Origin of the sequence: uncultured Altererythrobacter sp. (assembly GCF_913057185.1) — a bacterium.
Taxonomy (GTDB): Bacteria; Pseudomonadota; Alphaproteobacteria; order Sphingomonadales; family Sphingomonadaceae; genus Erythrobacter; species Erythrobacter rubellus.
Genome location: NZ_CAJXNK010000002.1, coordinates 537,802 through 556,174 on the forward strand (window position 1 = coordinate 537,802; position 18,373 = coordinate 556,174).

The 18,373-nt window shown below is 56.6% G+C and carries 21 protein-coding genes, 1 tRNA gene and 1 pseudogene; 5 read left to right on the top strand and 18 right to left on the bottom strand.

What is annotated here, in order from left to right; all coding sequences use genetic code 11:
* Nucleotides 1-48: 48 nt before the first annotated feature.
* Nucleotides 49-525: a transcription elongation factor GreA gene (gene greA, locus QZ487_RS10535; protein ID WP_285975264.1), complete on the top strand. Its 477-nt coding sequence runs from the start codon at nt 49-51 to the stop codon at nt 523-525.
* Nucleotides 526-543: 18 nt separating this feature from the next.
* Here the strand turns inward: greA and QZ487_RS10540 are convergent, their stop codons facing one another.
* The 6 genes from QZ487_RS10540 to QZ487_RS10565 form a co-directional block, all read right to left on the bottom strand.
* Complete coding sequence (locus QZ487_RS10540; protein ID WP_296024971.1) at nt 544-1,035, bottom strand: GNAT family N-acetyltransferase; 492 nt, start codon at nt 1,033-1,035, stop codon at nt 544-546.
* Between the two features lie 9 nt (nt 1,036-1,044).
* Nucleotides 1,045-1,275 carry a DUF4170 domain-containing protein gene (locus QZ487_RS10545; RefSeq protein ID WP_285975262.1) on the bottom strand — a complete coding sequence of 77 codons (231 nt, stop codon included), beginning with the start codon at nt 1,273-1,275 and terminating at the stop codon, nt 1,045-1,047.
* Between the two features lie 81 nt (nt 1,276-1,356).
* A complete protein-coding gene (locus QZ487_RS10550) occupies nt 1,357-1,716 on the bottom strand; it encodes a hypothetical protein (RefSeq protein WP_296024976.1) in 360 nt (119 codons plus the stop codon).
* Complete coding sequence (locus QZ487_RS10555; protein ID WP_296024979.1) at nt 1,706-2,017, bottom strand: hypothetical protein; 312 nt, start codon at nt 2,015-2,017, stop codon at nt 1,706-1,708. The genes QZ487_RS10550 and QZ487_RS10555 overlap by 11 nt, the downstream gene beginning before the upstream one ends.
* A complete protein-coding gene (locus QZ487_RS10560; protein WP_285975259.1) occupies nt 2,010-2,447 on the bottom strand; it encodes a phage holin family protein in 438 nt (145 codons plus the stop codon). The genes QZ487_RS10555 and QZ487_RS10560 overlap by 8 nt, the downstream gene beginning before the upstream one ends.
* A gap of 24 nt (nt 2,448-2,471) precedes the next feature.
* Entirely contained in the window at nt 2,472-3,035 is a 564-nt protein-coding gene (locus QZ487_RS10565; protein ID WP_285975258.1) for a hypothetical protein, read from the bottom strand.
* Nucleotides 3,036-3,205: 170 nt separating this feature from the next.
* Between QZ487_RS10565 and eno the strand changes: the two genes are divergently transcribed.
* Nucleotides 3,206-4,489 carry a phosphopyruvate hydratase gene (eno, locus tag QZ487_RS10570; protein ID WP_296024984.1) on the top strand — a complete coding sequence of 428 codons (1,284 nt, stop codon included), beginning with the start codon at nt 3,206-3,208 and terminating at the stop codon, nt 4,487-4,489.
* Here the strand turns inward: eno and ribH are convergent, their stop codons facing one another.
* Nucleotides 4,490-4,912: a 6,7-dimethyl-8-ribityllumazine synthase gene (gene ribH, locus QZ487_RS10575; protein WP_296024987.1), complete on the bottom strand. Its 423-nt coding sequence runs from the start codon at nt 4,910-4,912 to the stop codon at nt 4,490-4,492.
* A 5-nt stretch (nt 4,913-4,917) separates the two neighbouring features.
* On the bottom strand, nt 4,918-6,165 hold the full coding sequence (gene ribB, locus QZ487_RS10580; protein ID WP_296024989.1) for a 3,4-dihydroxy-2-butanone-4-phosphate synthase: 1,248 nt from the start codon (nt 6,163-6,165) through the stop codon (nt 4,918-4,920).
* A 24-nt stretch (nt 6,166-6,189) separates the two neighbouring features.
* Here ribB and QZ487_RS10585 point away from each other — a divergent pair, with 24 nt between their 5' ends.
* Both QZ487_RS10585 and QZ487_RS10590 read left to right on the top strand, forming a co-directional pair.
* Nucleotides 6,190-7,026 (top strand): hypothetical protein, encoded by an 837-nt coding sequence (locus QZ487_RS10585; protein WP_296024991.1) that lies wholly within the window; start codon nt 6,190-6,192, stop codon nt 7,024-7,026.
* A 55-nt stretch (nt 7,027-7,081) separates the two neighbouring features.
* Complete coding sequence (locus tag QZ487_RS10590; RefSeq protein WP_296024994.1) at nt 7,082-7,276, top strand: hypothetical protein; 195 nt, start codon at nt 7,082-7,084, stop codon at nt 7,274-7,276.
* Nucleotides 7,277-7,999: 723 nt separating this feature from the next.
* Here QZ487_RS10590 and QZ487_RS10595 read toward each other — a convergent pair.
* From QZ487_RS10595 to QZ487_RS10630, 8 genes and pseudogenes are all read right to left on the bottom strand, one after another.
* On the bottom strand, nt 8,000-8,176 hold the full coding sequence (locus QZ487_RS10595) for a hypothetical protein (protein ID WP_296024996.1): 177 nt from the start codon (nt 8,174-8,176) through the stop codon (nt 8,000-8,002).
* A gap of 4 nt (nt 8,177-8,180) precedes the next feature.
* Nucleotides 8,181-8,285, bottom strand: a pseudogene (locus tag QZ487_RS10600) (thermonuclease family protein); the annotation flags it as partial.
* A gap of 121 nt (nt 8,286-8,406) precedes the next feature.
* Nucleotides 8,407-8,482: transfer RNA gene (locus QZ487_RS10605), tRNA-Lys, on the bottom strand.
* A gap of 105 nt (nt 8,483-8,587) precedes the next feature.
* The gene (gene rodA, locus QZ487_RS10610; RefSeq protein WP_285975254.1) at nt 8,588-9,730 is read right to left on the bottom strand and encodes a rod shape-determining protein RodA; all 1,143 of its coding nucleotides are present in this window, start codon (nt 9,728-9,730) and stop codon (nt 8,588-8,590) included.
* Nucleotides 9,727-11,805, bottom strand: coding sequence for a penicillin-binding protein 2 (mrdA, locus tag QZ487_RS10615; RefSeq protein WP_296025001.1), 2,079 nt, complete (start codon nt 11,803-11,805; stop codon nt 9,727-9,729). The genes rodA and mrdA overlap by 4 nt, the downstream gene beginning before the upstream one ends.
* Complete coding sequence (gene mreD / locus QZ487_RS10620; RefSeq protein WP_296025004.1) at nt 11,805-12,365, bottom strand: rod shape-determining protein MreD; 561 nt, start codon at nt 12,363-12,365, stop codon at nt 11,805-11,807. The genes mrdA and mreD overlap by 1 nt, the downstream gene beginning before the upstream one ends.
* The gene (gene mreC / locus QZ487_RS10625) at nt 12,362-13,267 is read right to left on the bottom strand and encodes a rod shape-determining protein MreC (RefSeq protein ID WP_285975251.1); all 906 of its coding nucleotides are present in this window, start codon (nt 13,265-13,267) and stop codon (nt 12,362-12,364) included. The genes mreD and mreC overlap by 4 nt, the downstream gene beginning before the upstream one ends.
* Before the next feature lie 3 nt (nt 13,268-13,270).
* Complete coding sequence (locus QZ487_RS10630) at nt 13,271-14,314, bottom strand: rod shape-determining protein (protein ID WP_296025006.1); 1,044 nt, start codon at nt 14,312-14,314, stop codon at nt 13,271-13,273.
* 190 nt (nt 14,315-14,504) lie between these two features.
* On the opposite strand from QZ487_RS10630, the gene mutL reads away from it, so the two are divergent.
* Nucleotides 14,505-16,325, top strand: a complete 1,821-nt coding sequence (mutL, locus tag QZ487_RS10635; protein ID WP_296025009.1) for a DNA mismatch repair endonuclease MutL — start codon at nt 14,505-14,507, stop codon at nt 16,323-16,325.
* Between the two features lie 344 nt (nt 16,326-16,669).
* Here mutL and QZ487_RS10640 read toward each other — a convergent pair whose 3' ends face one another.
* Both QZ487_RS10640 and ychF read right to left on the bottom strand, forming a co-directional pair.
* Complete coding sequence (locus QZ487_RS10640) at nt 16,670-17,134, bottom strand: MaoC family dehydratase (RefSeq protein ID WP_285976986.1); 465 nt, start codon at nt 17,132-17,134, stop codon at nt 16,670-16,672.
* Nucleotides 17,135-17,159: 25 nt separating this feature from the next.
* A complete protein-coding gene (gene ychF, locus QZ487_RS10645; RefSeq protein ID WP_285975248.1) occupies nt 17,160-18,260 on the bottom strand; it encodes a redox-regulated ATPase YchF in 1,101 nt (366 codons plus the stop codon).
* Nucleotides 18,261-18,373: the final 113 nt, after the last annotated feature.

Below are 18,373 nucleotides of genomic sequence, written 5' to 3' on the forward strand. Positions count from 1 at the left end.
CGAAATGACTGTGATTTCAGTAGGGAAGAGCGCTGAAGGAAAGACTGGATGGCTACGATGGAAAAGGTTCCAATGCTGGCAGAGGGTTACGAACGGCTGACAGCCGACCTCAAAGTGCTGCGCGAGGAACGACCCAAGATTGTTGATGCGATTGAGGAAGCTCGCGCACATGGCGATCTGTCCGAGAACGCTGAATATCATGCCGCGAAGGAGCGTCAGGGCCAGGTTGAGGCCATGATCGGCGACATCGAAAGCAAGGTGAGCCGCGCGCAGATTATAGATCCTGCAACGTTGAGCGGTAACCGGATTGTATTCGGCGCGACCGTTACATTGCTTGATGAAAACGATAAGCCGATCAAATATCAGATCGTTGGCGAAACAGAAGCTGATGTGGCATCGGGCCGCATCTCTTACAGTTCACCGCTTGCGCGCGCTCTGATCGGCAAAGAGGTCGACGACGAGATCGAAGTGACTGTCCCGTCAGGCGACAAGTTCTATCTCGTCAGCAAGATCGAATTCATCTGATCTCGAATTGAGCGGCGTTCAATCGAGCGCTTTCTCCATCGCGTAGTTGTGGATCGGCACATCTTGCCCGGCATGTGCGATGTAAAAGTCGCGTCTATGCGTCACGATATAGCCCGCACGTTCAAATGCCGGGCGAGCAAGCTCGCTCGCTTCGGTGTATAGGCGCGAACACCCCCGCGCACGTGCTTGTTCCTCGGCCGCTTCTAGCAGCAAATCAGCCAAACCTTGCCGAGTGTGATTCGGGTGGCAGTAGAGGTGGTCCAGATGTCCGTCTTGTTCGAGAATGGCGTAGGCGACAGGATCATCGTCTGAGCCAACTGCGACCATTATCCTATCGCCTGCCGATATGCGCTCAAAGATGCGAGATTCTGCGGCGGGTGACCTCGCCGCCCATGCTGCAACTTGCTCGTTCGTATAGCCATGCGCACCCACAACGCGGACAGCTTCCGCGAAGATTTCGCCGAGGCGTGCGGCATCGATGCTCCAGAACAGGCGAAGAGAATACGACATTAGTTGGATTTATGCGTCCGGTTCGAGCAGCTTGTGAATGTGCACCACGACATACTTCATTTCAGCATCATCAACGGTGCGCTGGGCCTGGCCACGCCATGCCTCAACCGCGTCCTCATAATTGCTGAACACGCCGACGACGTGGATGCTTTCCGGGTCCTGAAATTCGTATGATCGCGGATCACTGACGCGGCCACCCATAACAAGGTGGAGTCGTTGTTTGGTTTCGAGTTCGGCCATGGATTGTCCTGTAAGCTTGTTCTGATGCCGCGCGAAATAAACAAGTGTGCCGCAGAGGCAAGGGGAGGGGCTTGTGCAGGTCTATTCTTGATCGGTCTTTTGTTGTTCGATCAAATCCTGGCCCTTCGCAAGACCAACTTCCTTTGGTGCATGATTGGCTTTCTCATACATTGCCAGCGCAAATCCTATTGCGGCGTCGATAGCGATCCGGGCGAGAATTCCGCCTGTCCTGGCTGCCTTGCGGCCACGCCGGCTAAGGCTTCCAATCGTCAACCCCAAAACAACCGCCCCGCCGATCACCACCAATGGATTTTGTTTGGCAAAATCAAAGGCTGCACCGGCAGCATCCGCCACGATCTCTTCGGGAGGCCGGTCACTGAAGCGCGCTTGAGCAGCCGCGATCCGTTCTTTAAGCGCTTCGCGCTTGTGTTCACGCGTCATCGTCGGTCTCCAAAGCTTCTTCTTCGGCAGTTGTCGCAAACAGTTCAGTTAAAGGTTTCCAGGCCAGTGCGACGGCAACGACGCTGGCGGCCCCGGCAACGGCAGCCGCAATCACCTTTGCAGGTGTTCCCGCGTTTTCGAGTTTTTCCAGCGCAGGATTACCAATCTTGTCCGCTAGTTTTTCCCCGATACGTTGACCGGACAGGCCATGGCGAACCTGTGCTATCTGCGCCAACAATATCGAGCGGGCCGCGCTGCGAATGGCCTTGTCTTCCTTTAATTGCCGTTTGAGATCAGTCATCAGTCTCTCCCGAACTTTTGTCGAATGCTTCACCAATGTCACGCGCGGATCCACGTGCACGACTCAAGAACGCGAGAGCGCCAAGCAGCAATGCGCCTACAACTACGGTAGTGGCGCCGAATGCGGTAAGGCAGGGAGTCAATCCAATCACCGCTCCAACCACGAGTGCAATCAAAGCGAGATGAAGAAACCCGATCGCCATAAGGCCGGACAGAACTGCGGTTTTGCTGCGGTTCGCTGCAAATGCAAGACGGGTTTTCTGGAATCCAATCTCAGCCTCGAATAGCGTTTTACCATCGTCAGCGAGTGCGGTCAGATCATCGATCAAAGAGGATTCAGGAGGCGCAGAATCCTTCTCGCCGCGAACCGCAGCGTTCAATTCGTCCTCCAATTCGGCCGGGCTGCGTTCAGCCCGATCCGTATCGCTCATGATCAGCCCCTTCCGTGTGGCGCTTTATTTGCTCCCACGGAATAGCCGAGCAATGATGAAGCCTGCAATAGCTGCGATACCAAGCGCTGTGCCCGGGCTTTTCCGCACGAATTCACGCGCATCTTCGCCGATCTCATCTACGCTTTTGGCTTCCAGCTTGGCAGAGGCTTCCTGAAGGCTACGCGATGCCTTGCGAGCATAGTCGCCATATTGCTCGCCGACCTTCTCATCAATCTGAGGGGCCACGTCTGCTACAATCTTGCCAAAAGATGACAGCGCATCGCTCGCGCGAGTCTTGCCCTCAACCGCCAGATCGCTGGCTTTTGTTTTGGCTTCATTGCCGTAATTCTTTGCTTCCGACACGAGATCCGTTCCTTTCTCACGGGCCTGTTGACGATAGGCGCCTGCACGTTCGCCAGCCTCCGCCTTCAATGCGGCAGCACCGGCCCTTGCTTCGTCAAGCGCCGCGTTGAAGCGCGATTTCGCTTCAGCGGTATTGCTCTCAGGCGCATTTGCCTTGGTTGTTTTCTTTGCTGCCGGCTTCTTGGCGGCAGACTTTCGGGTCTTGGTTTTGCTGGTTTCTGCCATGATCCGTCCTTTGCCTAATGTGTTAAAGCGTTCGGCATGAATACGTCTGCCGAACCTACTAATTCTGCAACGCGGCTTGCACCACGATGAGCGGGCGCATAGAGCGCGATTGCAACCCTCATATGGGGGTGTTTTACCCGAATACAACAGTCCCATCCAGGAGCCTGAAAATGACTGCAATTATCGACCTCCATGGCCGAGAAATTCTTGATAGCCGCGGAAACCCGACAGTGGAAGTCGATGTTTTGCTTGAGGACGGAAGTTTCGGGCGCGCCGCAGTGCCATCAGGCGCCTCGACTGGCGCACATGAAGCGGTAGAACTGCGTGATGGTGACGCAGATCGCTACCTCGGCAAGGGTGTGCTCAAGGCGGTGGATGCAGTGAATACCGAGATCGCCGATACAATCCTTGGCTTGGATGCGGAAGATCAGCGCGACGTCGATTTCGCCATGATCGAACTGGACGGGACGCCGAACAAGGGACGGATCGGGGCGAATGCCATTCTGGGCACCAGTCTTGCGGTGGCAAAGGCAGCGGCCAATGCGCGCGGCCTGCCGCTCTACTCATATCTTGGCGGTGTGTCTGCGCATGTCCTGCCGGTACCTATGATGAACATCATCAATGGCGGCGAACATGCCGACAATCCGATCGATATTCAGGAATTCATGATCATGCCGGTTGGGGCAAGCAGCCTGGCCGAAGCGGTGCGTTGGGGCGCAGAGATATTCCATACCCTCAAAAAGGGCCTGTCAGACAAAGGCTTGTCGACAGCTGTCGGCGACGAGGGCGGGTTTGCGCCTGATTTGGCCAGCACGCGCGCCGCACTCGATTTCATTATGGCATCGATCGAACGGGCTGGCTTCAAAACTGGCAGCGAAGTCGTGTTGGCGCTTGATTGTGCGTCTTCCGAGTATTTCTCTGAAGACCGGTACGAGATGAAGGGTGAGGGGACATCGCTTTCGAGCGAGGAAATGGCTGATTATCTCGCGGTGCTTTGCAATGATTATCCCATTCGGTCGATCGAAGACGGTATGGATGAAGATGATCTTGAAGGCTGGAAAATCCTGACCGACAAGATTGGTGGCAAGGTTCAGCTTGTGGGTGACGACTTGTTCGTTACCAATCCGGCACGCCTTGCCATGGGTATCGACAAGGGGCTGGGCAATGCGCTGCTCGTGAAAGTCAATCAGATCGGCTCGCTCACAGAAACACTGGCTGCGGTCGATATGGCACACCGCGCGGGCTATACATCTGTAATTAGCCACCGCTCGGGCGAAACCGAGGATTCCACCATCGCTGACCTGGCAGTCGCAACCAATTGCGGGCAGATCAAAACCGGCTCGCTGGCGCGCTCTGACCGTTTGGCGAAATACAATCAGCTGATCCGGATCGAAGAAGAGCTGGGCGCGAACGCAGTTTACGCCGGCGCCGGCTGCTTCGGTCGGCTTGCCTGACTAGCCGCCAAAGCGTTCCTGCAAATTGAGCAAGGCGAGGGCGGCTTCGGCTGCTTCGCCACCCTTGTTCTTTTGTGCAGGGTCTGCGCGCACCAGCGCCTGATCTTCATTCTCGACCGTCAGGATGCCGTTGCCAATGGCGATGCCATCCATGGTCAGCGCCATGATCGCGCGAGCGCTTTCGCCGGCGACTATCTCGAAGTGGTAGGTCTCGCCGCGGATCACCACGCCAATCGCTACGAAACCGTCATACTGATCGCTTTCCAACGCGAGAGCGATTGCGCCGGGAATTTCCAGCGCGCCGGGAACGGTCAGAACTTCGGCCTCATACCCTGCCGCTTCTATCGTGGCCTTCGCACCAGCGATCAGCATGTCATTCAAATGACCGTAAAAGCGTGCTTCAACTATCAGAATTTTCGCCATTTTAGTCAATCCGGAATAGGCATATGGTCGACGATATTGAGGCCATAGCCTTCAATCGCGACAACATTGGGTTGGGAATTGCTGAGCAGGATCATGTCATGGATCTTGAGGTCTGCAAGAATTTGCGAACCAATGCCCACATTTCTGATCTCATCCTCTTCGCTATAACTACCTGTGGCCGGGCGGTCGCGAAGGACAACGATGACGCCTGAACCATGCTGGCCAACGGCCTGCATGGAACGCTGCAAAACGCGTTTGCGTTCGCCGGGTTGACCAAGAACATCGTCCAGCACCGAGATCGGGTGCACCCTGGCAAGAGTGGGCTCACCGTGTACTACATGCCCCTTTTGCAGAACCAGCGCTTCACTCCCGTCGACGGTGTTCCGATAGGTGATGAGTTTCCACTGCCCGCCATAATCGGATTCAAACGTACGCTCGCTAACCCGCTCGACCAAGTGGTCGTTGCGGCGGCGATATTCGATCAGATCGCGGATTGTACCAATTTTGAGGTCATGCTTCCGCGCAAATCCGATCAGATCGTCTAGCCGAGCCATGCTGCCATCTTCGTTCATGATCTCGCAGATCACGCCGGAGGGATTGAGCCCCGCAAGGCGCGAAATATCTACCGCTGCTTCGGTATGTCCGGCGCGCACCAGAACCCCGCCATCGCGTGCAGTCAAAGGGAACACATGGCCGGGTTTGACAATGTCGCCGGGGCCCTTGGTCGCATCAATCGCGACAGAGACTGTCCGCGCCCTGTCGGCGGCTGAAATGCCGGTGGTTACGCCTTCTTTCGCCTCGATCGAAATGGTGAAGGCGGTTTGCATACTTTCAGTGTTGTTCGCGGTCATGGGTTCAAGCCCCAAGGCTTCAACCCGGCTGCGACTCAGCGCCAGACAGATCAAACCGCGGCCGTATGTCGCCATAAAGTTGACAGCATTGGGAGTGGCCATCTGTGCAGGTATGATCAGATCGCCTTCGTTCTCCCGATCTTCGTCATCGACCAGAATGTACATCCGGCCGTTCCGGGCCTCGTCAATAATTTCCTCGATACCGACAAGGGCAGGGCGGTCGTCGTTGCCCGACAGAAAGTTTTCGAGCTTGGCTAACGTTTCAGCTGTGGGGTTCCAGCCATCTTCTGTGCATTCGCGCAGTGTGTTTGCGTGAAGGCCGGAGGCTCGAGCCAGACCGGCTTTGGTGAGTTCGCCCGAGGAAACAATCTCACGGACGCGTGTGATGATTGATGTGTCCATTCATCATTAGTATCACATCGGGATGTGATTTCAAGGCTGGTCGCCCTATCAGAATCACGCAACTTCACACCAAGATGTGTAAGTGTTCGTGAAGCCAGTATCGCAGCAATGCCGCTCTGCATTACCTTCTCGAATATCGCCTGGCAGACGCGCCAAAAGTCGCGTGCGCGCGGCTCCATTGCGCTCAAAGCTGCGCCCGATTGCGAATACTACCTTTCAAAGAACGAAAGCATCGTGAAGCTATCCAACACCAAAATGAAGGATGCTGAGCCGCCTAATTTACAGACATTCAAGCTGTTGTCTGTCGGTTTAGATGACGGCGGTTCGAGTGCGGTGCTCGAACTAACAGAGGGCACAGCAAGCGAACGAAACAAGCCACTCACTGCCAATCAGAAGCTGGCCAAAGATTCCTACATCGAGGTCGCAATCAAAAGCGGGATCTGGAATGATGAAGGCTTTGCAGGTCTTCATCTGGATGATTGGCGACCTGCCTTCTACGCCATCCACTCAGGCGACAACACCGACACAAAGAAGCGTGCCTTTAGTCGATCACGCGACAGTCTCTCAAAAGACGGGTTAGTCGCGGTTCGAGGGGATATTTATCTCTGGAATGATGAAGGCATTGTCTTTGCCATATCTATGAGGCGGGACACGGGACAACAGCGGGACATGTCCCGATGCAGAAGCCGAATAGGCGGGACGGGACACAACCCTATAGGGGTGTCCCATGTCCCCCTCGGTCTGGGGGTTGTGAATTGGTCTTGGGTGCGGACTTCCATGATTCCCGATACCTTCTCAGCCAGCCTGTTTCTCTTCTCAAAGCAAGAAGGCAACGAAGTTGTGACCAGTCTCGACAGCTAGGTCGATGTAGCGTGAATCGCCGTTATGTGTCTGTTTTTGCTTTGGAGATTTGTAAATGTCGACTGTGGTTTCCATCGTTTTCGGCCTTGCTGCCATCGCCTTGATGCTCAGCGGCATTGCCTCGTTCGTTTTCTGGGAATTGCAGTGGTTCTGGTCAAACTGGGATGGGGTTCGCCTCTCGGAGGTTTTGCTTTTACTCACATGGAGTGTCGCTGATCGGGCCAAGCGCAAACTGCAAGCCCAGCCTTGATAAGAGGCTAGAGTGAAGCCACCCGTTCGCATTCCTCCCGCCAGTAAGCAAAGTCGAACCCTTATCGCCTTGGCCATCGATCCGCTCGAAGCCGGACTTGTCGGCATTGGTCGAGAATGGGGGTGAATGGTAATCCCCAGTTAATAAGCGCTTATATAACTCTGTCTGCCTCACTGAAAATTAGTTCGGATAGCCCATGCGCATCACTTTAATTGCCATAGCAATGCTTTCTTACTCTCTTCCCGCGGCGGCTTCGTGTCATGCCGAGCCTTTGGCGAAAGACGGCGCCTGCCCGAGCGGATTTTTCACCAGTGGGGCGTATTGCGTCCCTTCGACGGGTGCGCGCCGAGCGATTAAGAGATTGAACTCTTGCCCTTCAGGATTTTTTAGCAGCGGCAACTACTGCGTCGCTTCCACTTCAAATGAAGCAATCGCGATCCCAAAGGTTGGCGGTTCTTGTCCTTCAGGTTGGTATACTTCTGGAAAGTATTGCCTTAGACAGCCTTGAAAATTGTACGACCCTTTTTGCCCTTGGTGGGTGAAGGCGGACCTAAAAATACTCCGAGCGGGCTTTTTGGGACATCCACTCGGGGCTTAGTTGGAGGAATGACGATGCCACTCCTTCGGGTCGCAATAACTGAGTGCACCAACCGAGGAGGGCTGTCATTGATCTACATCAAGGACCCGCAGGCTAGCACTGGGCGGTTGAATGGTGGGTGCAGGTTAGTCTGACTTGATCAAAGCCAGCACCACATCAGGCGCTAGGTTCCGCAGTTCAATCAACGCCATCATCTTAGCTGCGTCAATCGTAAATGTGCCATCGCCGTTGTTGCGCTCGCGCAGCTCAGAGCACGTGCGGTATGCGCCTTCGACGCGGGCGGCGAGGTCTGTGTTGCTCATCGCATTAGCACCAAGGCTGGCGGCGGCCAGTCCAAGTCCGCGCCAATCTCTCACTCACCAGCATATCGCCAATAGATTGCCCGTTGCGTGTGAGGACACGCAGCTTGCGTAGCGACTGGTACGTTATGCATCTGCTTTCGAAATGCTGCCAAAAATGATTTTGGCCATGTTGCGCATGCGTCGGCGAAGCTCGGCAGGAGCCCTAAATATATGCTATCATTAAGAGAACATGGTGGACGCACTAGGGTTCGAACCTAGGACCCGCTGATTAAGAGTCAGCTGCTCTACCAACTGAGCTATGCGTCCATTCCTGACTTTCGGAGAAGCTTGAGCAAGCCGCTTCGAATCAATAGACGGGCTCATATAGCGATGCTGTTTCGAATTGGAAGCGATTGTTAGGCGTTTGAATGCCTAGCCCGACAATCCGCGCCGCGGTGCGGTCCGATTCCATCGGTTCACTATCATCAACAGGCCAATGCAGATCATATTGGTCAGCATCGACGATCCACCATGGCTCATCCACGGCAACGGGATGCCGACAACCGGCGTCAAGCCCATCACCATCATCAGATTGATCGCAATGTAGAAGAAAATGGTGGCTGTCGCCCCTCCTGCGAGGAGCATGGAAAATCGATCGTTTGATGCAGCGGCAACACGCCAACCCCAACGCAGGATAAGCGCGAACATAGCCATGACGAAAAGACCGCCGATCAGGCCCCATTCCTCTGCCATCGTTGAAAAGACGAAGTCGGTATGCGGCTCGGGGAGGTAGTTGAGGTGGCTCTGCGATCCCTGATTGAATCCCTTTCCCGTAATACCGCCGGATCCGATCGCAATTTTTGACTGGGTAATGTGATATCCGGCGCCGAGTGGGTCACTTTCCGGATCAAGGAAAGTTGTGACGCGCCGCTGTTGGTAATCCTGCAGTCCGAAGAAGAACGCGATCGGCGCGGCTACCGCTGCGACTGCGCCACCGGCTGCGAACCATCTGATCGGAAGGCCTGCAAGCAGCATTACCACAGCGCCGCCAAATGCCAACGCAAGCGAGGTTCCAAGGTCTGGCTGCATCAAGACAAGCGCCATCGGCAATCCGATCAGCACGCCGGGGAGCGCCAGAGCCTGCCAACTGCCGACCATGCCCGGAGGAAGGGATGAGAAGAACCGCGCCAGGGCCAGAACAACTATCGGTTTCATGATTTCTGATGGTTGCAAGCGCATGAAGCCGAGATCGAGCCAGCGCTGGCTTCCCCCGCCGATAGCGCCGACAATCTCTACAGCCAGCAGCAATAGCAGGACGACGATGTATGCCGGATATGTCATGAACTTGACGAATGGTTGTGGCAATGAAGCGATGATGGCAGCCATCACCATAAACACGGCAAAACGGATAAGATGAGAGGAGGCAAATGGCTGCATTGCACCCCCAGCCGCCGAATAGAGCACGGCTGCGCCGAACATTACCAGCAGGAACAGAGGGATCAGCATGCCCCAAGGCAGCCGAGCGATGGGCGCAGGAATGAGCGATGTATTGGCGGGCTCGCCGAATCTGCTCATGGTCGCGCCTCGTTCCGGATCAATTCGATCGGACTGGGCCGGGGTTCGCCAGTCGGTGCAGCCTCTGGCCGCGGCGCAACAGCCTGATCGGCAATCGCTTCAGATTGCGCGGCGGCACTTCGTGCTTCGGCTTCGACCCTTGCAAATATGTCCTCGTCGCGCCGAGGCGGAGGGCTGACCACTTCGCCCCTTGCTTCGGCATATGCCGCGTATTTTGCGGACAGCCGGTCTTGCGCATTGCCTCCCCATTGGGTTTCCAGGGCGCGGAGTTTTTCCAACCCCTGTTGCGGGTCGAACAGGAAAGTCATTACATCGCGAGCGATCGGGTAAGCGGCGCCTGATCCACCGCCATGCTCGATCACAACCGCGCCTGCGTAGCGCGGATTATCAAACGGTGCGAAGAAAGTGAACAGACCGTGGTCGCGGTACTTCCACGGCCCGCTTTTGCCGTCAGAAACATTTAGCGAGACGACTTGTGCAGTGCCCGTCTTGCCTGCCATCAATATATCATCGAACGGCAGGCGGCCACGCCCTGCGGTTCCCGGGCCATTTACGACATCACTCATGGCTTGCCTCACATACGCCACATGCTCGGGTGGAAAGTCTACCTGATCGAAGCCCATGGGCGGCGTATCAATTGTCAGGCGCGGCATGACATGCCTGCCTGTCGCGACCCGAGCGGCGCTGACCGCCAATTGAAGTGGACTGGCCAGCATATAACCCTGACCAATGGTAGCATTAACGGTGTCGAAAGCCTGCCATTCCCGGCCGAACTTGCTGAGCTTCCATTCCGGATCAGGGACGGTGCCGAAAAACTGGCTTGTGACCGGCAAGGGAAATTCTTCGCCCAGGCCGCAACGGCGGTTCATTTCCGCAATCGGGTCCATTCCGATGCGTTGGGCCAGATGGTAGAAATAGACATCGCAGCTCTGGTAGATGCCCTTGGCCATGTTGACTTGGCCATGCCCGCTCCGGTTCCAGCAGCGGAAAACACGATTGCCAACCCGCAATCCCCCACCGCAAAACACGGTTTCCTCAGGATCGATGCCTTCCTTGAGGAAGGCCATGGAAACCATTGGCTTGACGGTGGAGCCCGGCGGATAAAGTCCCTTCAGGACCTTGTTACGAAGGGGAACCCGTTCGTCTTCGCGCAGCATCGAATACTCGATACTGCCAATGCCGGCAGAAAAGCTGTTGGGATCAAAACTGGGCATGGACGACATGCAGAGCAAATCGCCGGTCCGGCAATCCATTACGACTACGGAACCGCTTTCCAGTCCGATCCGCCGCGCGGCATAGTCTTGCAATGGCCCGTCAATAGTCAGTCGGACAGCATTGCCCTGAATATTCTCACGTGTTTCGAGATCGCGCACAATACGGCCTGATGCCGTAACCTCGACACGGCGGGCACCGGGTACCCCGCGCAACGTCTGTTCGAACTGCTTCTCCATCCCGTCTTTGCCAATCTTGTAACCAGGCGTAATGAGAAGGGGATTGCGATCCAGCTCGTATTCTTCGGCCGATGCCGGGCCGACATAGCCGATCAAGTGACCGACTGTAGGACCGGTTGGATAATACCGTGAGAAACCCCTTTGCGGAACGACCCCCGGTAAATCCGGCAGGCGGACGCTAACCGCAGCAAAGTCACGATAATCGAGACCGCTGGCAACTTCGATGGGCCGAAAACCACGCGAGCCCTCAACTTTGGATTTGATGTCGCTGATCCGGTCTGCCTCAAGACCAAGAAGATCGCCCAATTGCTCAATCGTGGCATTGGGGTTGTTCATTCGCTCCGGAATGATGTCGACCCTAAAATCCGCACGGTTCGAGGCCAATGGCGCACCATTGCGATCTAGAATCCAGCCCCGGCGCGGCGGAATAAGAGTCAGATTGACGCGGTTGCTTTCCGCTTCCGTGCGGTATTTTTCATTTTCTCCGATCGAGAGATAGGCCATCCGCGCGGCCAGCAGCACACCAATCCCGCCCATCGCCGTGCCGACTACAAAGCTCCGGCGATCGAAGGCATTCTTCAGCTTCGTTGGATTAAGTGTCGAACGCGCACCGCGTAGCGCCATCAGCGAATTTCCCTGATGCGTATGAGACGGATGCGATCAAGCGTGGCGACCATGGCGGCTATCATGGGATAGAGCGCCATCGACAGCAAGAGTTGAGGCGTAATTGCTGCAAGAATCGGCAGGCTGAGCACCGCTCCTGATACCAGCGCTGCCAAAACGACGTAAGAACCACAAGCAATTGCGCTTGCAAGCCAATCCTGAAAGAAGCCGCGCCATGGAAACCGGCTCTCAAACCACTCAAAGGCAAGCAGAGTGACAGCCCAGAGCAAGATGGCACTGCCGAAGGGCTGACCGCTAACCAGATCGTCGATCGCACCAAGTGGACAGCCGATCCAGGCGGGCAGGGTTCCCGGCCGCATCAGGCGCCAGCCGATTAGCAAGAGAAATCCCATCGGCGGAACCAACGGCATGCTGGTAGTCACCAGGAATGTTGGGACCCAAGACGCGAAAATGATGGATCCATAGAGTACCGAGGCGGCAAGTAAGGGCGAAGGCTCTCGATTGATCTGGCGCCGAGAGTACTTTGGACGCGGGCCCATCTGAAGATCGCTGTTGATCATTGTGGCGCGTTCGTGCCTTGCAGCATCTGATCAGGCGACTGTTGGGCGGCTTCGACCGCCTCCGGTTCCCAATATGCCTCGACACGGACAAAGTCAGTCCCCGCAGGATCTGCAATCATGCGAGCCAGACCTCCGTCATCGGTTACTTCATGGATCACCGCGACGGCGAGGCCTGGCTTGAAATAGCCGCCGGCGCCACTCGTCACAAAGACATCACCCTCCTCGACAGGATTGATGCCAAGATTGATCAAGCGAATTCGGACCAGGCCGTCACCTCGCCCCTCGGCAAAAGCAATCAGATCATCCTGAGCCCGCCGCACTGGGACAACACTCTCACTGTCGGATAGCAAAAGAACGCGTGCGGTTGACGATGCTGTTTCGAAAACGCGGCCCAGAATTCCTCGTTCGGAACGAACGGGCATTCCGGCCTGCACTCCATCCCTGGAACCTGCTCCGATATAGGCAAACCTGCGCGCGCTGACCACGCTGGACCCGACTATGCGGCTGATAGCGACGGGCGCTCCACTTTCCTCGGTCAAATCGAGCAGTGCCTTGAGCCGCGCATTCTCCTGTTCGGTCGCCTCCAGCTCCTTCAGTCGAATTCTCGCGAGCTGAAGTTCTTCGCGCAGGGCGGCGTTTTGTTTGCCGGCATTCCAAAATCCGGCAATGCGATCGAGCACAGTTCCGCTTCCGTCGCGTGATACGGCAACCGCCTGTCCGGCGGGTTCACCAACATCACCTGCGACGCCGCGCAGCGAGCTGAATGTCGCTGGTTGCCAAAGCGAAATGCCGAGCAGAACCAGACCGATGGCCGCCCCGACGGCGGCAATCAGATAACTCGTAAAACGTGAGTATTGCGCTTTGCGTGAGTGGCCAGAAGCCCGGGACGACGGCGGCGCCATGAGCTACGCCGTGTGCAGAACGCCGCGATAGATTGGGTCCTCCATCGCACGGCCTGTCCCGATCGCTACGCAAGTTAGCGGGTTTTCCGCAATGCTAACCGGCAGGCCGGTTTCTTCCCGAAGATGCTCGTCAAGTTTGCGAATAAGCGCACCACCGCCGGTCAACACAATGCCTTGGTCGACAATGTCGGCCGCCAGTTCAGGCGCGGTGTTTTCAAGCGCGATACGCACGCCCTCCACGATGGCCCCGACCGGCTCGGACAATGCTTCTGCAATGTGCGCCTGATTGATCGTGATTTCCTTGGGGACGCCATTGACCAAATCACGCCCTTTGAGGGTGAAGGTCTCGCCTACGCCGTCCTCTGGAATGATCGCGATGCCATAATCCTTCTTGATCCGCTCTGCCGTGGTTTCACCGACCAGGAGATTGTGATGTCTGCGAACGTAGGAGACAATGGCTTCGTCCATTTTGTCGCCACCAGTACGCACCGAAGTGGTGTAGGCCAGACCACGGAGCGAAAGCACGGCGACTTCTGTCGTGCCGCCACCGATATCGACCACCATTGAACCAACCGGTTCGGTTACCGGCATATCCGCTCCAATCGCGGCGGCCATCGGCTCAAGGATCAAATAGACCTCCGAGGCACCGGCATTCGAGGCGGCATCGCGGATCGCACGTTTCTCGACCGAAGTAGCGCCAGACGGCACACAGATCGTGATTTCGGGATAGCGGAACAGCGTACGCTTGCCGTGCACTTTTCGGATGAAGTGCTCGATCATCTTTTCTGCCACCTCGATATCAGCGATCACACCGTCGCGAAGCGGGCGGACTGCCTTGATCGTATCGGGTGTCTTGCCCATCATCATCTTTGCGTCATCACCCACGGCTTTGACGCGTTCGATCCCGTTGATAGTTTCAATCGCGACCACAGAAGGTTCATCCAGCACGATGCCTTGATCTTCGACATAGACCAGCGTGTTTGCTGTGCCCAGATCGATAGCCATATTGTGTGAACCGAATTTCAGAAATTTGGAAAAGAAGCTCATTTGACCATGCAATTCATGTGTAGTGGACCGCCTTGGCAACCCCCACGGGGCCTCCCCTGCGATCCCAATTTGACAGGATGATCTCTATCTAACGGATCGCCAGGGAAAAGGCCAAAATAATTGTTCGATCCACACAGTATTTTCCACCGCTGGCCTCGAATTTGCAGCGATTGGCCGCTACCTTGTCAAAATGCCGCAAATCCGCCGCCTTCCAGAAAGCCTGATCAACCGTATTGCGGCAGGTGAAGTGGTCGAAAGACCGGCAGCCGCGCTCAAGGAATTGGTCGAGAACGCAATTGATGCCGGCGCGAGTCGCATCGATGTGAAGTTGATTGAAGGCGGGCTCGGCAAGATCGAGGTTGTCGACGATGGTTGCGGGATGAGTGCGGAGGAAATGTCCATCGCGCTTGAACGTCATGCCACGTCCAAGCTGCCGGATGAAGCGATCGAGCTGGTGAGCACATTGGGGTTTCGCGGCGAAGCGCTGCCTTCAATTGCCAGCGTCGCGCAACTTACCATCGAGAGCCGCGTTAGAGACGCCGCTGATGGATGGCGGAAGATAGTCGATCACGGCCAGATGGTTGAAGAAGGGCCAGCTGCTTTACCGCCCGGCACACGCGTGAAGGTTGAAAAGCTCTTCGCCAAAGTGCCTGCGCGCCGCAAATTCCTGCGCACGCCGCGCAGCGAGTATGCTGCCTGCCTGGATGTGGTTCGCAGACTTGCCATGGCGCGGCCTGACATTGCGATCTCTCTGATGCATGGCGAGCGCCGGATATTCGGTCTGCAAGCGGATGAGCCGCTGATCGACCGCGTGTCGGGCATTATCGCGCGCGAGCTTAAGGACAACAGCGTTGCCATCGATCTTGAGCGACCAAGCCCCGCCGGTGTGATGCGATTGACCGGGGTTGCGGGTCTGCCGACATACAATCGCGGCGTGGCTGATCATCAATACTTGTTCGTCAATGGTCGCCCGGTGAAAGACCGGCTGCTGGTTGGTGCGGTGCGCGGGGCCTATGCCGATATGCTGGCGCGTGATCGCCATGCAGTGCTCGCGCTGGTTCTCGAACTGCCGCCCGAAGACGTCGATGTGAACGTCCATCCGGCAAAGACGGAGGTTCGTTTCCGTGATGCCAGTGGTGTGCGCGGGTTTATTGTTTCGGGCTTGCGGCAAGCGCTTGGGACGGGTGACAGGCGCAGCGCGCAGGGGCCGGATCGCGGTGCGATGGAACGTTGGCAGCAAGAGCCAGTATCTGAGCCATCGCCGGCCCTGCGTTCGATCTTCGAAGGACGTGACTGGTCGGCGCAGCAATCGCGGGTAAGCGGCGCGGGCCTGACATACCGAGCCTATGAGAGCGTTGTGATGGCGCGTGATGACTACGCGCCGCGGGGCAGGGCGACAGAGGCCGAACAGCGGGAAGCGCCAGAGGAATTCCCGCTGGGCGTTGCGCGTGGGCAGGTGGCAAACACCTATATTGTTGCTGAAGCAGCTGATGGTCTGGTGCTGGTTGATCAGCATGCAGCGCATGAACGGCTTGTACTGGAACGGTTGCGTGCGGCGGGGGCAGGGGACGCAGTGGCACGTTCGCAAGCTCTGCTGGTTCCCGATGTTGTGGAATTGGACGAGGTTGATTGCGACTGGCTTGAGGAGGCAGCCGAGGGTTTTGCGAAGTTCGGTCTGGTAATCGAGCGGTTTGGACCATCCGCCATGCTGGTGCGCGCAATGCCGCACGCGTTGCGCAAGGGCGATCCGCAAGCGCTACTAACCGATCTGGCCGATGATATCGCCAAGCACGGGCAAGCTTTGTTGCTGGAAGAGAAGCTCGAACATGTGCTCGCGACCATGGCGTGCCACGGATCGGTGCGGGCTGGGCGCGTGCTTCGTGTCGAGGAAATGAATGCCCTGCTGCGCGAGATGGAAGCCACCCCGCGTTCAGGGCAATGCAATCATGGCCGCCCGACATGGGTAAAACTCAGCATGGAAGACGTCGAAAAGCTGTTCGGGCGGCACTAGAAAGCGGACTGTCCGCTTACGACCCAATTGCTGACCTTATCGAAAAACGTATGGTGACTTATGGCATTCAGTGACGACGGACCCCCAAGGTGGGGCTATTTGGTAAGCCCCCTCCTAGTTAGTCCTCTCGCCGTTCTTTGGTTCATGGTGGGAGCTATGGGTGGTGGAGGATGCGAGTTCGTCGCTGATCCTGCGAACTGCATATTGGATTACAGTTCCACATGGATCGGGCCTGCTGTTCTAGCTATCGTGGCCTTCTGTATCGCTTTTGGTATCAACCGTTTGTTGAAATGGTATTTTGACCGTTCCCACTAACGTCCGCTTTCCACCCCAAAATCAGACAATCATCCTTCGATCGGGGCGTCAGGATCACGCACCGCGATAAGGCCGTTTGAGGTCATCTCCAGCACAATTTCATCGTTCTGATTGAAAATTTGCGCGCGGCTCTTGAACAGGCCCATTTCGCGGCGCGACTGGCTGCGACGTTTCGAGATAACTTCGCTTTCCACGCGCAAAGTATCGCCGGGATAGACCGGCTTCTTCCACTGCAGATTATCGAGCCCCGGCGAGCCGAGCCCGGCCTGCTTCACGTTCTTCATATTCTCGACCATCATCGCCATGGTCATGGCGCAGGTGTGCCAGCCGCTTGCGGAAAGCCTGCCGAAATGCGTTCTGGCAGCGGCATCATCGTCGAGATGAAAGGCTTGCGGATCGTATTGCTTCGCAAACTCGATCACTTCCTCGCGCGTGACTTCATAGCGGCCAAAGTTTTGCTTCGCACCGATTTCCAGATCTTCGTAATAGATCATGTCGTCGCTCATCAGGTGCTCCGATTTAGACGTTGAATTTGAACAGCATGATGTCGCCATCCTGGACAAGATATTCCTTGCCTTCCTGACGCATCTTGCCTGCCTCTTTTGCGCCCGCTTCGCCGTTCAGAGCTATGTAGTCGTCATAGGCGATGGTTTCTGCGCGGATGAATCCCTTCTCGAAATCGGTGTGAATCTCGCCAGCGGCCTGCGGAGCTTTCGCGCCCTTTGCGACCGTCCATGCGCGCGCTTCCTTTGGCCCCGCGGTGAAGAATGTCTGCAAATCGAGTAGCTCGTATCCGGCGCGGATAACGCGCGCGAGGCCACTTTCATGAAGGCTCAGCGCTTCAAGATATTCCGCGCGGTCTTCCAGTGGCATTGCAACCAACTCAGCCTCGATCGCAGCCGAGACGACCACTGCCTGCGCGCCTTCTGCTTCGGCCTTGGCGAATACCTGTGCGGACAGTTCATTGCCCTCTGCCGCATCTTCCTCAGCAACGTTGCAGACATAGAGAACCGGCTTCGCTGTCAGCAATTGCGCCTGCGCGAAGACCCGCGCTTCTTCTTCGTCATTGGGCTGTGTCAGCCGGGCTGGCTTGCCTTCGCGCAGCAATTCAAGCGCTTGGCCAAGCACGGACGCCATGATCTTGGCTTCCTTGTCGCCGCCGGTGGCGCGCTTCTGCGCATTGGGTACACGTTTCTCCAGGCTTTCCAGATCGGACAGCATCAGCTCGGTCTCGACCACTTCAGCGTCGGCCAGCGGATCGACCTTGTTGGCAACATGCTGAATATCGTCATCCTCGAAACAGCGCAGCACATGCACAATCGCGTCGACTTCGCGGATGTTGCCCAGGAACTGGTTGCCCAATCCTTCGCCTTTGCTTGCGCCTTTGACGAGGCCTGCAATGTCGACAAACGCCAGCTGTGTGGGGATGATCTTGGCCGAACCGGCAATCGCGGCGATCTTGTCGAGCCGTTCATCCGGAACGGCGACTTGGCCGACGTTCGGCTCAATCGTGCAGAAAGGATAGTTAGCAGCTTGCGCAGCCTGCGTCTCAGTCAATGCATTGAATAGGGTGGACTTGCCAACATTGGGCAAGCCGACGATCCCGCAACGGAAACCCATCGCAAAACTCCGGTAAAAGTGATTTCGCGCGCGCCTTAGCGGGTTAGCGGCGCGGGGGGAAGCGCGATGCTCGACAGATTGTGTGAAGCTGCTAACTCTTTGTGCAACAACAG

Bases quoted from the DNA above. Each gene is read 5' to 3' on its own strand.
- QZ487_RS10545 (WP_285975262.1), bottom strand. From the start codon at position 1,275: ATGGCCGAACTCGAAACCAAACAACGACTCCACCTTGTTATGGGTGGC.
- ychF (WP_285975248.1), bottom strand. From the start codon at position 18,260: ATGGGTTTCCGTTGCGGGATCGTCGGCTTGCCCAATGTTGGCAAGTCC.
- mreD (WP_296025004.1), bottom strand. From the start codon at position 12,365: ATGATCAACAGCGATCTTCAGATGGGCCCGCGTCCAAAGTACTCTCGG.
- mrdA (WP_296025001.1), bottom strand. From the start codon at position 11,805: ATGGCGCTACGCGGTGCGCGTTCGACACTTAATCCAACGAAGCTGAAG.
- QZ487_RS10590 (WP_296024994.1), top strand. From the start codon at position 7,082: ATGTCGACTGTGGTTTCCATCGTTTTCGGCCTTGCTGCCATCGCCTTG.
- QZ487_RS10640 (WP_285976986.1), bottom strand. From the start codon at position 17,134: ATGATCTATTACGAAGATCTGGAAATCGGTGCGAAGCAAAACTTTGGC.
- mutL (WP_296025009.1), top strand. From the start codon at position 14,505: ATGCCGCAAATCCGCCGCCTTCCAGAAAGCCTGATCAACCGTATTGCG.
- eno (WP_296024984.1), top strand. From the start codon at position 3,206: ATGACTGCAATTATCGACCTCCATGGCCGAGAAATTCTTGATAGCCGC.
- QZ487_RS10565 (WP_285975258.1), bottom strand. From the start codon at position 3,035: ATGGCAGAAACCAGCAAAACCAAGACCCGAAAGTCTGCCGCCAAGAAG.
- QZ487_RS10560 (WP_285975259.1), bottom strand. From the start codon at position 2,447: ATGAGCGATACGGATCGGGCTGAACGCAGCCCGGCCGAATTGGAGGAC.
- QZ487_RS10595 (WP_296024996.1), bottom strand. From the start codon at position 8,176: ATGAGCAACACAGACCTCGCCGCCCGCGTCGAAGGCGCATACCGCACG.
- ribB (WP_296024989.1), bottom strand. From the start codon at position 6,165: ATGGACACATCAATCATCACACGCGTCCGTGAGATTGTTTCCTCGGGC.
- QZ487_RS10630 (WP_296025006.1), bottom strand. From the start codon at position 14,314: ATGAGCTTCTTTTCCAAATTTCTGAAATTCGGTTCACACAATATGGCT.
- mreC (WP_285975251.1), bottom strand. From the start codon at position 13,267: ATGGCGCCGCCGTCGTCCCGGGCTTCTGGCCACTCACGCAAAGCGCAA.
- QZ487_RS10555 (WP_296024979.1), bottom strand. From the start codon at position 2,017: ATGACTGATCTCAAACGGCAATTAAAGGAAGACAAGGCCATTCGCAGC.
- QZ487_RS10550 (WP_296024976.1), bottom strand. From the start codon at position 1,716: ATGACGCGTGAACACAAGCGCGAAGCGCTTAAAGAACGGATCGCGGCT.
- rodA (WP_285975254.1), bottom strand. From the start codon at position 9,730: ATGAGCAGATTCGGCGAGCCCGCCAATACATCGCTCATTCCTGCGCCC.
- greA (WP_285975264.1), top strand. From the start codon at position 49: ATGGCTACGATGGAAAAGGTTCCAATGCTGGCAGAGGGTTACGAACGG.
- ribH (WP_296024987.1), bottom strand. From the start codon at position 4,912: ATGGCGAAAATTCTGATAGTTGAAGCACGCTTTTACGGTCATTTGAAT.
- QZ487_RS10540 (WP_296024971.1), bottom strand. From the start codon at position 1,035: ATGTCGTATTCTCTTCGCCTGTTCTGGAGCATCGATGCCGCACGCCTC.